The organism is Lacticaseibacillus manihotivorans DSM 13343 = JCM 12514, assembly GCF_001435035.1.
GTDB classification, from domain to species: domain Bacteria; phylum Bacillota; class Bacilli; order Lactobacillales; family Lactobacillaceae; genus Lacticaseibacillus; species Lacticaseibacillus manihotivorans.
The window spans coordinates 1-11,081 of the sequence record NZ_AZEU01000110.1 but is presented as its reverse complement, the minus strand read 5'-3'; the positions used below and the strand labels follow the sequence as shown (position 1 = coordinate 11,081).

The window sequence follows — 11,081 nt, the reverse complement described above, 5'->3', positions numbered from 1 at the left end:
CCGACGTAGCAAGGCTGCGTGATGGTATTGGTCCAGAAAAACGTCCGCACGCCCAGTTGGGCAATTCGCTTCGCCGCCTTCAACTCGGATAAGCCTTATGGGATCAGCGCTGCATGTCGTATTCTCAAGGTATCCCGTGCCGCATACTACAAGTGGCTGGATCGTAAACCGACCGCGCATCAGCTGGAGAATCAGGCCATTCTTGAATACATCATTGAGCTTGAGGAAAAAAATCATTATATCTTCGGCGTTAAGCGACTCATGACCTACATTAACGCCGAAACGCCATATCATGTTAGTCACGGCCGTGTTCGTCGAATCATGCGCAAAGGTCACATACAGGCCTCTATTCGCGTCGCGAAACATGATCGCAAATCCGAGAAGAAAGAGTACCTCCTCGCCAACAAACTGTACACCGAAGAAGATGGGCACGCGTTTCACCCAATTCAACCCAACCTAGTCATGGTCACCGATTGTTCAGAATTAACCTACGGAATCAAAAACGAGAAGAAGGTTCGGCTTAGTGCCGTCAAAGATTTGTACGATCATAGTATTATTGCATGGCGCGTCGCGCCAACTGAGACTGCACAACTAGTGACAGATACCATCAAACTAGCCATCAAGAACAATGGTGGTATTAAACCCGAGACAATGCATAGTGATCAAGGATCTGCGTACACGGGCGGCATGTACAATACTTTTTTAGCTGGTGAAGGTATTATTCACAGTATGTCTCGTCCAGGCACTCCCGGGGATAACAGCCCAATGGAAAGCTTCTGGAGTCATCTGAAAACTGAATGGTTTGCGTTTGAACAAGCTTTATCTGAAGTTGAGATGATGAAACAGATTGAAGACGCCATCCATTGGTATAACTACGAACGACGCCAAGAAACACTAAACGGCACGACTCCGATGGAATACCGGAATCATGCCGTAAAAGAAATTGCATAGGAACTTTAATTATTTGACCTGTCTACTTGAACTTTTTACGCTTGGCTTTCTCTTGTTTGCGAATTAAATCACGGAATAGTCCATTTGTAATACGATGTTGCACTAACCAAAAGTAAGCTTTCGCCCATATGGGGCTTTTAAAACTTGCGGAAGCGAGCTTGACGTCTGGCTAATAATTCTTCCGGCGGCAAATTTTGTAACATTTCAAACTCTTCAATTAATGCTGCTCGTAACTGCCTAGGTAACTCGGCGCTAACCGACATTACTCGTTCGACCACCTGAGCAGCTAATAGCTCGTCTGGCGTCAGTTTCATCAGTGCAGCCGCCTCAGATGTACGAGTCACATCTTTGAATAAGATTGACGCGAATCCTTCTGGTGACAAGATAGAATACATACTTTTAGACGTCATCCACACCTCGTCGCCACAGGCCAATGCCAGCGCCCCGCCACTGCCAGCTTCACCGGTAATCACTGCGATCAGCGGTGTCGCCAACGTGGCCGATGCCTGCAGCAATTCGGCGATTGCTGCGGCTTGGCCGTTGTCTTCGGCGTCTTTGCCAGGATATGCCCCCGGTGTATCGATTAAGGTCAATACCGGCCGATGGAACTTCTCAGCTTGTTGCATCAAACGCAAGGCTTGGCGATACCCCCAAGGCTCGGGACTGCCACCATGCGTGGCTAAGCGCTCAGGTAGGGTCTGGCCTTTGTTCGTGGCAATCACCGTCACCGGCATCGATTCAAGCATGCCGATGCCGCCAATGATCGCCGGGTCATCCCCATGCAGGCGATCACCATGTAGGCGAATGAAATCATGACACAACTCACCGATCAGCGCTTCTGCAGGAAACTGATTATGCCGCGCGTTGTGTACCTGGTCAAGCATGGCAGACCTCCTGATGCAGCTGTAACAACAACGCCAGACGCGCTTTGAGCTGGGCGCGCGGCACGATCGCATCGATGAAACCGGTAGCCATGACCTGCTCGGCTTGCTGGAAGCTGGCTGGTAACTTGTTGTGTAGCGTCGCTTCGATCACCCGCCGGCCGGTGAAGCCTACTCGCGCATGTGGTTCAGCCAAGGTTACATCCCCTTGCATGGCGAAGCTCGCACAGACCCCCCCCATTGTCGGATCACTCAACACGACAAAATACGGCAACCCGGCTTGCACGTGTAATGCGCGTGCCGCAGAGATCTTGGCCATCTGCATCAACGACTGAATGCCTTCTTGCATCCGCGCACCGCCGCTGGCGGTGACGATCACCACCGCCAGGCGTTGTGCTGTGGCGCGCTCAAATAAGCGGCACAATCGCTCGCCGGCCACCTGGCCTAACGAGCCCATCATGTAATAGCTATCCATCACCGCCAAGGCGCAAGGCTGAGCCGCGATGACCGCTTGCCCGCAGCGTACACTTTCACTGCTACCAGACGCCGCTTGTGCTTGAGCGCGCTTGACCATGTACCCGGGAAAATCACTGTCTGCTAGCTCCAGCTGTTCATCCCAAGGGTCAAAGCAATCGCAAAGCTGCGCCAGTCTTTCACTTGCGGTTAAGCGCAAGCCGAAGCCGCAATGCGGACAGACTTGCAGACTGCCGAAACGTCCTCGGTACGCACTGGTGCCACAATTAGGGCAGGTACGCCACAAACCTTCTGGGATCGTCTGGGCACGTTTGAGAGTCGCTTCATCTAGCGTTGCTTGTTGTGGTTTGAGCATCATTTTCCTCCACATAAGTGATCGTTGCCCCACCAGCTTGCACTACCGGCGAAGCGATCAAGGCTAATTGACTGGCCACGTTGGTCTTCACCCCTTGAAACTTAAGCTCACCTAAAGCGCGCTCGAGCCGACGCCATGCCAGCGCAGCCGAATCGGCGTGCACGATCAGCTTGGCCAACATGGCATCATAATACGGCGTCAGCTTGGTGCCGGCGGTGATACCTGTGTCGACACGCACCCCCGCACCACCTAGCGGCCAGCGCACCTGGGTGATCTGATCGGCGCCACCTTCGACATCCGCGTTGATCCGGCACTCGATCGCCACACCATGCGCCGCCAAGACGCGACTGCCTCCTGGCAACGGCTCTCCTGCCGCGATCATGATCTGCAAACGCAGTAATTCAACGCCTGTGACGAATTCGCTGATCGGGTGCTCGACTTGGATACGGGTGTTCATCTCCATGAAATACACCCCTGAATCATCCACCAAGAATTCGATGGTCCCGGCGTTTTGGTAATGCACGCCGGTAGCTAAACGCTGGGCATACGTCTGCAACTGCTGCCGCATGGTCGCAGCTAGCTGCAAGCTCGGGCTGATCTCGATGAGCTTCTGCTTGCATCGTTGCAAGGAGCAATCACGCTCGGGAAAGACCCAAAGGTGCCCGGCTTGGTCACCAAGTACCTGCACTTCGATGTGTTTGGCTTGGCGCAAGACTTTCTCTAGATACATCGCGTCATCACCAAACGCCGCTTGGGCTTCTTGTTGCGCCGGCTGCCACAATGCTTGCAACGCGGCTTCGTCTTCGATCATCCGGATGCCTTTGCCGCCACCACCCGCCGCGGCTTTGAGCATCAACGGATAACCCATCGTCAAAGCGGCTGCTTGGGCTTGGGCCAGCGTCTGTAACGCTTGGCTACCCGGGATCACCGGTACGTCAAAGCGTGCCGCTAGCGATCGGGCCTGTGCCTTATCGCCAAGTTGTTTGATTGTCAAAGCATCAGGGCCGATAAACACCACCCCGGCTTGCGCGCACAATTCGGCGAAGTCACTGCTTTCAGATAAGAACCCAAAGCCCGGATGAATGGCTTCAGCACCGGTGAGCACCGCAGCAGCCAGCACGTTTTGCATATTCAGATACGACTGCGCCGCCGGCCCTGGACCGATGCATACCGCAGTGTCGGCCATCGCCACAGCCATGCTGTCGCTGTCTGGCTCGGCATACACTACCACGGCTTGCGCACCGAGTTCATGGATCACTTGCACTAGCCGCACCGCGATCTCGCCGCGGTTTGCTACCAGGATCTTCTTAAACATGGCGCCTCCTACTGTAATGCAAATACCAGCTCGGCAGCACACGCCAGGTCTTCGCCGACATAGGCTTTGCCCTTGCCGCGGCCGATGCCATCAGCCACTTTGTCGAGGCTGACTTCTAGGCGCAACACATCGCCTGGGCGCACCATGTGCCGGAACTTCGCCTTGCTGACGCCACCTAAGAAAGCCGTCTTCCCTGCGTTCTCTGGCAGGCTCAACAGCACCACTGCACCGGTTTGAGCTAAGGCTTCGATCTGCAATACCCCAGGAAAGATCGGGTTGTTAGGAAAATGCCCCTGAAAGATCGCCTCGTTCACCGATACGTTCTTCACCCCCACGGCGCTTTGCCCCGGGGTCAACGTCAACACGCGATCCACCATCAACATCGGATAGCGATGCGGTAAGATCTGCATGATCTCTTGTGCTTCAAGCATTAGATTCCTCCTCAACAATAAACAGCGGCTGATGATACTCCACCAAGGCGGCGTCTGCCACCAAGCGTTCTTTGATCACACCACTGACAGTACTTTTGACTTCATTCATCATTTTCATCGACTCGATCACGCACACCACTTCACCGGCTTCAACATGCGCCCCGACTTCTTTATACACCGGCTCGCCTGGCTTAGGCGCTAGATACACGATGCCGACTAACGGGGCATCGATGCTCGGTGCCTGAGAGGCCACAGTCGGTGTCGAAGGCGGCACAGACGCGACTGGCGCCTGCGGGCTTTTGGTCAGGTGCAGGTGCAATTCACCATTGGCATAATCAAACTCGCTGATCTGACTGGATTCCAGCTTATCGATCAAAGCGGCGATCGTTTCTTCATCCATATGCGTGCGCTCCTCCTAACACCAACACCGCATTGTGTCCGCCGAAGCCGAACGAATTACTCAAGGCAAACGGCGTCTTAGGCACGGTGTGGTTATTATCCACCAACTGCACCGGACAAGCCGGGTCAGGGGCGGCGCTGACATTTTGCGGCAGCATCTCAAGATTCAAGGCGGCGAGGGTCATGATGGCTTCCACCGCCCCAGCGGCACCGAGCAGATGCCCGGTCATCCCCTTAGTCGAGCTGACCAACACGTTGTGCTCGCCGAACACCTGGGCGATAGCTTTACTTTCCATCAAATCATTGGCTACCGTCGCGGTGCCATGGGCGTTGACATAGCCGATCGCTTCAGGCGTCAAGTGCGCCGACGCGATGGCTTGCCGCATCGCTCGGGCCGGCTGCGTCCCGCTCGGGTCTGGGGCAGTCATATGATAGGCATCGCTGGTCGCTCCAAAGCCTGCGACATAACCCAGTATCTGAGCACCACGCGCTTGGGCATGAGCTTCTGACTCAATGATCAACGTACCGGCCCCTTCGCCCATCACAAAGCCGCTGCGGCTCTGGGCAAATGGCAGACTCGCTTGCGTCGGGTCGGTGGCATCAGACAGCGCCGTCAATGCCGCAAACCCACCGATGCCGATCTCATTGACCGACGCTTCAGCACCGCCTGTGATCACCACATCGGCGCGACCGCTTTGGATATAGGCCATCGCCTGACCGATCGCACTGGTCGCCGACGCACATGCCGTCACTACCGCATAGCTTTGCCCTTGCGCATGGAAATGCTCCGCCAACACCCCGGCAGCCATGTTGATGATCGCCATCGGGACGAATAATGGGGAGATTCGCTTGGGGCCTTTGGCGTTTTTCTTGGTGACTTGTTCTTCGATGGTGGTCAACCCACCGATTCCAGAACCATAGATCACCGCCAAGCGCTCTGGCGCCACGGCATCTGCTAATTTTGCTTGTTCAGCCGCTTCGATGGCGCTATACAGCGCGTATTGGGTGAACAAGTCCAGGCGCTTGCTTAATTTCTTGGCGACGCGCTTGGTCACATCAAAGTCTTTGACCTCGCCGGCCACGCTGATACCGGTGGCTTGCGCGTCGAATTTCGTGATCGCCGTCAAGCCACAGCGGCCTTGCTGCATGTTAGCGATCGTCTGCGTCAAGTCGTTACCTAACGCATTGACAGTGCCCATGCCGGTCACAACCACTCGTGTCATTGTTGTTCCTCCTTGTTGCACCACCATGGTGGCGCTTAGGTCTTGTGTGAAACATCGTAGTCAAGTCAGCCCACCATCGATGGTCAAGACTTGCCCGTTCATGTAATCGTTATGGATCAAGAACAGCGCGGCATCCGCCACTTCTTCTGGCGTCCCAAACCGGCGCAACGGAATGTTGGCCAGCATCTGGGCCTTGACGCCTTCGCTGAGTCCTTGCGTCATTGCGGTATCGATCATCCCCGGTGCCAAGGCGTTGACGCGCACATGGCGCCTACCACCTTCTTTGGCCAAGGTCTTGGTCAAGCCGATGATACCGGCCTTGCTGGCGGCGTAATTCGCTTGTCCGATATTGCCGATCATGCCCACGACACTGGCCAAGTTGACGATCACACCGCTTCTGGCTTTATTCATCGCCTTGAAAGCCGGCTGCGTCACGTTGTAAGTGCCATTGAGGTTCACAGCGACCACCGCGGCAAAATCCGCCGGGGTCATGCGCACCGCCAACTGGTCGCGGGTGAGCCCCGCATTGTTCACCAGTATATCGACGCGCCCAAAGTGTGCCTGCGCCGCTTCGATCAAGCCGGCTGCAGCCAGCGGGTCTTCGATCGCAGCGCAGTGCACCAGCACCTCGCTGCCGGTGGCAACCAGCGCAGCGACTAATTCTGTAGGCGGTTCATGGCGTGCATTCACCACCACATTGGCGCCGGCTTGCGCCAACTTCAATGCAATCGCCGCCCCGATGCCACGGCTGGCGCCAGTGACCACTGCTGTACGTCCATTTAGTTGCATGGCTTCCTCCTTCACAGCGCCTGTTCGCCGAGCGTATAGGTGGTCACGTCAGGCAGTTGCCGCTTGACCAACTTCGCTAGCATCGGCTTGGGACTGACCTCGATGAAATCAGTCGCCCCACCGACGGCTAGCTGATGCACGACATCACTCAAAGCAGTGGTATGTGTCAGCTGTTGCGTCAACGTCTCCACCACCGTGGCCGGTGCAAAAGGCTGTTGCGTTGTCGTCGACAACACCGGCTGCACCGGTGCCTGCCACGCTACTCGTTGTAGCACTTGGTTTAACGCCGGTTGCGCCGCTTGCATCAGCGGTGTATGAAACGCACCGACGACTGCTAATGGCATGTGGCGGATACCGGCTTCTTTCAGCGCTGCGGTATAAGCCGCAAGTTGCTTTTGAACCCCACCGACGACGACTTGGTCTGGCGCATTGCGATTGGCTAGCCAGACGCCATCAGGCAAGGCTGGCAAGTGTTGCGTTGCACGCAACTGCACCGCCAGCATCTGTCCCGGTGTCTGACGCGCGGCTTCTGCCATCGCTTGGCCGCGTATCAAGGTCACTTGTAGCACGGCTTCTAGACTGAGCATACCCGCCGCACACAAGGCTGCGTATTCACCTAGGCTAAGCCCGATGAATGCATCTGCTTGCACTCTACTGGCACGATATAGCGCTAGCTCATAGGCGACTAGCGCCGGTTGCAGATAAGCCGGCTGCTCGACCAGCGACCGAGTGCCGAACAGATACGCACGCAGATCATACGGTAGCACGGCTTGCGCCTGATCCAGCGTTTCTTTGAACATCAGACTATTGTGGTCAAGTTGTTGCCCCATACCGGCAAATTCACACCCCTGGCCGTTAAACATCACCACTGTCATCATGGCGCCACCAACCGGCTTCGCCAATCATTGGCCGCTACTTGTTGCGCTTCTTGCATGATGGTAGCCAAGATCGAAGCGGCAGGCCTCACGTCATGTATCAACCCGGCAATCTCCCCTGCCATAAATGAACCACGTTCAGGATCACCTTCTTGCACTGCGATGCGCAACGAGCCGTTCCCCAGTGCTTCGACGGCAGACATGTCACCGCCTTCGATTGCCAGCCGCTTCTCGAGGCGCAAGTATTGGCGACTCATGGGGTTTTTCAGCACGCGTGCCGCATGGCCTACATATAGCCCAGTAACCAAGGTATCGACGTCTTTGGCTGCGACGACAGCTTGTTGATAGCGCGGATGGATCAGAGTCTCACTGGCTGCTAAGAACCGCGTGCCCATTTGCACGCCACTGGCGCCTAAAGCTAACGCGGCGACCACACCGCGACCATCGGCGATGCCACCAGCAGCAATCACCGGGATGTCCACCGCATCGACCACCTGTGGTACCAAGGCCATGGTGGTCATAGTACCGATGTGCCCACCTGATTCCATGCCTTCGGCAATCACACCGTCAACACCAGAACGCGCCATGCGCTTAGCTAACGCCACAGAAGGCACTACTGGCAACACGCGACTGCCTGCTTTCTGAAGCTGGGCTAAGTAGCGGCTAGGATCGCCGGCGCCGGTGGTCACCACCGCCACATGGGCAGCGGCGACCACGGCGATCACTTCTTCGACATACGGCGACAATAACATCACATTTACCCCGAATGGCTTATCCGTCTGCTCCTTGGCAATATTGATCTGCGCTTTGACGTATTCCGCCGGCGCATGTCCGGAACCGATAATGCCTAACCCACCGGCTTCTGATACCGCCGCTGCCAAGCTGCCGGTGGCCACCCACGCCATGCCGCCTTGGAAGATCGGATAACGTAGGCCCAGTTCTTGTAACATCGGCTCCATGACTACGCCGCCTTTGCGATGAAACTGACTAAGTCTTCCACCGTTTGGATACTTTCGTCGGTATCAATGGTCACTTCGAAGGCGTCTTCGATCTCATTGATGATCTCGAAAACATCTAGGCTATCGGCATCCAGATCGTTCTTGAAGTTGGTTTTCAACTGCACCACTTCAATAGGCTTATCCAATTGATCCGCGATAATAGCTTGGACTTTGGTAAAGATCTCTGCGTTATTCATCATGTGTACTCCTTTTTAGTAGGTCAATAAGATACTACCAACGGCTAAGCCCCCGCCGAAGCCACACAACAGTAGCTTCTGACCGCGGGTGATACGCCCATCGGCAATGCATTCGTGTAATAAGATCGGGATACTGGCCGCACTGGTGTTGCCGTATTCGGCCATGTTGTGCGGCACTTGTGTCAACGGCAGGTGAACTTTTCTAGCGATCGCCTGCAGCATGCGCGCATTGGCTTGGTGTAGAAGATATATATCGGCCGGCGGCATGCGCTTCAAAGATGCCACCACCTCGCGCAAAGCGAATTGATATACCGCCTGCCCATCCATTGCAAAATATGGTGAGTCGATGCCGGCGCCGACTTGCAGCTGCTGGGTGTTATCCCCAAAGCTATGCAAATCACTAATTGGTAGCGGCTGTGCATCGCGCTGGACGAGTACCCCACCGGCACCGTCCCCGAACAACACGGCAGTCTTGCGGTCTTGCCAATCCACTAGACGCGACAATGTCTCACTAGCGATGACTAGCCCACAAGTTGCGGTGCCGTTCAATAAGTTGGCCGCTAGGTGCAACGCATAGACGAAACCGGCACAAGCAACATTCACTGAAAACGCGTACGCGTTATTCGCCTTGAGTGCTCCTTGGATGCGGTTGGCTTCACTAGGTGTCAGATGGTCTGGACTCATCGTGGCCACGATGATGAAGTCTAAGGCGGCTGGTGCGACCTGGCTTTGTGTCAGCAAGTCTTGGGCCACCGCTAAGCCCATGGAATAGGTGGTTTCAGTCGAAGCGATATAGCGCTTTCGGATCCCGGTACGTTGGCTAATCCACTCGTCTGAGGTGTCCAGCGTCTGACTCAGATCATCGTTCGTCACCTGCCGCATCGGTATGTTCATGGCTGTGGTGATAATACGCATAAGCCCCTCCTTACGGTCGTTTCTGGTCTTGCTCATTGATGAAGGCCATCAAGTTGTCCAAGGCAGCTTCGATCAATTGAATATCATGGTCATCAAAGCCTTGGACGAAACTGGCGACCATCTGTTGGTGAAAAGCTTGATGTGCCCGGTACATCAAGCGACCTTTACGGGTCAATTGTAGATTGACTATCCGGGCGTCTTTAGGGTCATGAACGCGTTCAACATATCCTTTAGTCACCAGATGCTTGATTGCCACCGTCAATGTTCCTTGGGTGACATGCAACCGCTGGGCGACTGTACGCGACGTCGGCGTCGCGTGCAAACCGATCGCGTCGATGGTGTGCATTTCTGAAATCGATAGATTCGAGAATCGGCTATGCCTCAACTCAGTTTCTTCGATACGTAGGATGTCGCGGTAAACTTTTTCTAATTTCGTGTTAATGCGTTTCATGATCGGGCGTTGTGCCATTATCCCATGACCTCCATGTTCAACTGATTTGACATTCAAAGTATCAGTCAAATCAGGGCGTTGGTCAAGCACCATCACTGGCTTGCACAACAAAATGTAACGTTGCCTGCCCCACCGGTGCACCGGCAACACTCGCCGCACAACTCACGGTACCCATGTTAGCACGCACTTTTCCCATCGTCACCGTGATAGTCAGGGCATGACCGGCGGTAACAGGCTGAGTGAACGTAGCGTCATTGATTGCTGCGAGGTATGCTGTTTTGTTGGCGAACACAGGTGAGTGAAGGATCAATACTGAGGCCGCTTGCGCCATCATTTCGATCATCAAACTATTAGCTAAACGACCGACACCAGGCTGATAACCATTGAGATGGTCTTCCGCATGCGTCAAGTACTTCTGCACTGTCACAGTTTGATCAGGGACCAGTGCTGTGACCTCATCCACATAGAATATTGGGAAGCGGTTCGGGATCAATTGTTGGACCGTTGCTCCATCCATCGTCTGCATAAATTCACCTCCTGTCCTCCAGTTAGTTACTTGGATGTTCAAAGTATACTCCAGATAGTTTGATTGTCAAATGTTTATGCTGAATAATTCAGGTTAACAATACTTTTGAACAGTAGACATATAGATCAACCAGATTTTTAAATCCAAGTTCGAAATGATCTCTCTTTTTGAAAATTAGGAGGCGTATTGGATATGCCTAACCGATCGATAATACAGCTTGCGCCAGAAAATCAAAATAGCATTAGACCTGGATTATTCACCTCGGTATTTGGGACATGAAATCGCATCTGGCCGGTCTGAA

General features: G+C 54.5%; 14 protein-coding genes. 1 reads left to right on the top strand and 13 read right to left on the bottom strand.

Annotated elements, in window-relative coordinates:
- The first annotated feature begins 21 nt into the window (after positions 1 to 21).
- Positions 22 to 951 carry an IS3 family transposase gene (locus tag FD01_RS05885; protein WP_152164871.1) on the top strand — a complete coding sequence of 310 codons (930 nt, stop codon included), beginning with the start codon at positions 22 to 24 and terminating at the stop codon, positions 949 to 951.
- A 137-nt stretch (positions 952 to 1,088) separates the two neighbouring features.
- On the opposite strand, the gene FD01_RS05880 is transcribed toward FD01_RS05885, so the two are convergent.
- The 13 genes from FD01_RS05880 to FD01_RS05820 all read right to left on the bottom strand — a co-directional run bounded on the left by FD01_RS05880 (position 1,089) and on the right by FD01_RS05820 (position 10,780).
- Positions 1,089 to 1,835 carry a carboxyl transferase domain-containing protein gene (locus FD01_RS05880; RefSeq protein ID WP_054718433.1) on the bottom strand — a complete coding sequence of 249 codons (747 nt, stop codon included), beginning with the start codon at positions 1,833 to 1,835 and terminating at the stop codon, positions 1,089 to 1,091.
- On the bottom strand, positions 1,828 to 2,664 hold the full coding sequence (locus FD01_RS05875; RefSeq protein WP_056963166.1) for an acetyl-CoA carboxylase carboxyltransferase subunit beta: 837 nt from the start codon (positions 2,662 to 2,664) through the stop codon (positions 1,828 to 1,830). Before FD01_RS05875 ends, FD01_RS05880 begins: the two co-directional genes overlap by 8 nt.
- Complete coding sequence (locus FD01_RS05870) at positions 2,630 to 3,976, bottom strand: ATP-binding protein (RefSeq protein WP_056963164.1); 1,347 nt, start codon at positions 3,974 to 3,976, stop codon at positions 2,630 to 2,632. Before FD01_RS05870 ends, FD01_RS05875 begins: the two co-directional genes overlap by 35 nt.
- Before the next feature lie 8 nt (positions 3,977 to 3,984).
- Positions 3,985 to 4,407 (bottom strand): 3-hydroxyacyl-ACP dehydratase FabZ, encoded by a 423-nt coding sequence (fabZ, locus tag FD01_RS05865; protein WP_054718430.1) that lies wholly within the window; start codon positions 4,405 to 4,407, stop codon positions 3,985 to 3,987.
- Positions 4,400 to 4,807, bottom strand: coding sequence for an acetyl-CoA carboxylase biotin carboxyl carrier protein (locus FD01_RS05860; protein ID WP_054718428.1), 408 nt, complete (start codon positions 4,805 to 4,807; stop codon positions 4,400 to 4,402). The genes fabZ and FD01_RS05860 overlap by 8 nt, the downstream gene beginning before the upstream one ends.
- Entirely contained in the window at positions 4,800 to 6,029 is a 1,230-nt protein-coding gene (fabF, locus tag FD01_RS05855) for a beta-ketoacyl-ACP synthase II (RefSeq protein WP_056963161.1), read from the bottom strand. Before fabF ends, FD01_RS05860 begins: the two co-directional genes overlap by 8 nt.
- A 60-nt stretch (positions 6,030 to 6,089) precedes the next feature.
- On the bottom strand, positions 6,090 to 6,818 hold the full coding sequence (gene fabG, locus FD01_RS05850) for a 3-oxoacyl-ACP reductase FabG (RefSeq protein ID WP_056963160.1): 729 nt from the start codon (positions 6,816 to 6,818) through the stop codon (positions 6,090 to 6,092).
- A gap of 11 nt (positions 6,819 to 6,829) precedes the next feature.
- Complete coding sequence (locus FD01_RS05845) at positions 6,830 to 7,696, bottom strand: ACP S-malonyltransferase (RefSeq protein ID WP_082611708.1); 867 nt, start codon at positions 7,694 to 7,696, stop codon at positions 6,830 to 6,832.
- Positions 7,693 to 8,652: a DUF561 domain-containing protein gene (locus tag FD01_RS05840; RefSeq protein ID WP_056963158.1), complete on the bottom strand. Its 960-nt coding sequence runs from the start codon at positions 8,650 to 8,652 to the stop codon at positions 7,693 to 7,695. Before FD01_RS05840 ends, FD01_RS05845 begins: the two co-directional genes overlap by 4 nt.
- A 2-nt stretch (positions 8,653 to 8,654) precedes the next feature.
- On the bottom strand, positions 8,655 to 8,888 hold the full coding sequence (locus FD01_RS05835) for an acyl carrier protein (protein WP_054718420.1): 234 nt from the start codon (positions 8,886 to 8,888) through the stop codon (positions 8,655 to 8,657).
- A 15-nt stretch (positions 8,889 to 8,903) separates the two neighbouring features.
- On the bottom strand, positions 8,904 to 9,803 hold the full coding sequence (locus FD01_RS05830) for a beta-ketoacyl-ACP synthase 3 (protein ID WP_056963156.1): 900 nt from the start codon (positions 9,801 to 9,803) through the stop codon (positions 8,904 to 8,906).
- Between the two features lie 10 nt (positions 9,804 to 9,813).
- On the bottom strand, positions 9,814 to 10,272 hold the full coding sequence (locus tag FD01_RS05825; RefSeq protein WP_056963154.1) for a MarR family winged helix-turn-helix transcriptional regulator: 459 nt from the start codon (positions 10,270 to 10,272) through the stop codon (positions 9,814 to 9,816).
- Positions 10,273 to 10,336: 64 nt separating this feature from the next.
- Positions 10,337 to 10,780, bottom strand: a complete 444-nt coding sequence (locus FD01_RS05820; RefSeq protein ID WP_054718414.1) for a 3-hydroxyacyl-ACP dehydratase FabZ family protein — start codon at positions 10,778 to 10,780, stop codon at positions 10,337 to 10,339.
- Positions 10,781 to 11,081: the final 301 nt, after the last annotated feature.

Excerpts from the sequence above, each read along its gene's own strand:
- FD01_RS05885 (WP_152164871.1), top strand. The coding sequence starts at position 22 with ATGGTATTGGTCCAGAAAAACGTCCGCACGCCCAGTTGGGCAATTCGC.
- FD01_RS05880 (WP_054718433.1), bottom strand. The coding sequence starts at position 1,835 with ATGCTTGACCAGGTACACAACGCGCGGCATAATCAGTTTCCTGCAGAA.
- FD01_RS05875 (WP_056963166.1), bottom strand. The coding sequence starts at position 2,664 with ATGATGCTCAAACCACAACAAGCAACGCTAGATGAAGCGACTCTCAAA.
- FD01_RS05870 (WP_056963164.1), bottom strand. The coding sequence starts at position 3,976 with ATGTTTAAGAAGATCCTGGTAGCAAACCGCGGCGAGATCGCGGTGCGG.
- fabZ (WP_054718430.1), bottom strand. The coding sequence starts at position 4,407 with ATGCTTGAAGCACAAGAGATCATGCAGATCTTACCGCATCGCTATCCG.
- FD01_RS05860 (WP_054718428.1), bottom strand. The coding sequence starts at position 4,807 with ATGGATGAAGAAACGATCGCCGCTTTGATCGATAAGCTGGAATCCAGT.
- fabF (WP_056963161.1), bottom strand. The coding sequence starts at position 6,029 with ATGACACGAGTGGTTGTGACCGGCATGGGCACTGTCAATGCGTTAGGT.
- fabG (WP_056963160.1), bottom strand. The coding sequence starts at position 6,818 with ATGCAACTAAATGGACGTACAGCAGTGGTCACTGGCGCCAGCCGTGGC.
- FD01_RS05845 (WP_082611708.1), bottom strand. The coding sequence starts at position 7,696 with ATGATGACAGTGGTGATGTTTAACGGCCAGGGGTGTGAATTTGCCGGT.
- FD01_RS05840 (WP_056963158.1), bottom strand. The coding sequence starts at position 8,652 with ATGGAGCCGATGTTACAAGAACTGGGCCTACGTTATCCGATCTTCCAA.
- FD01_RS05835 (WP_054718420.1), bottom strand. The coding sequence starts at position 8,888 with ATGAATAACGCAGAGATCTTTACCAAAGTCCAAGCTATTATCGCGGAT.
- FD01_RS05830 (WP_056963156.1), bottom strand. The coding sequence starts at position 9,803 with ATGCGTATTATCACCACAGCCATGAACATACCGATGCGGCAGGTGACG.
- FD01_RS05825 (WP_056963154.1), bottom strand. The coding sequence starts at position 10,272 with ATGGCACAACGCCCGATCATGAAACGCATTAACACGAAATTAGAAAAA.
- FD01_RS05820 (WP_054718414.1), bottom strand. The coding sequence starts at position 10,780 with ATGCAGACGATGGATGGAGCAACGGTCCAACAATTGATCCCGAACCGC.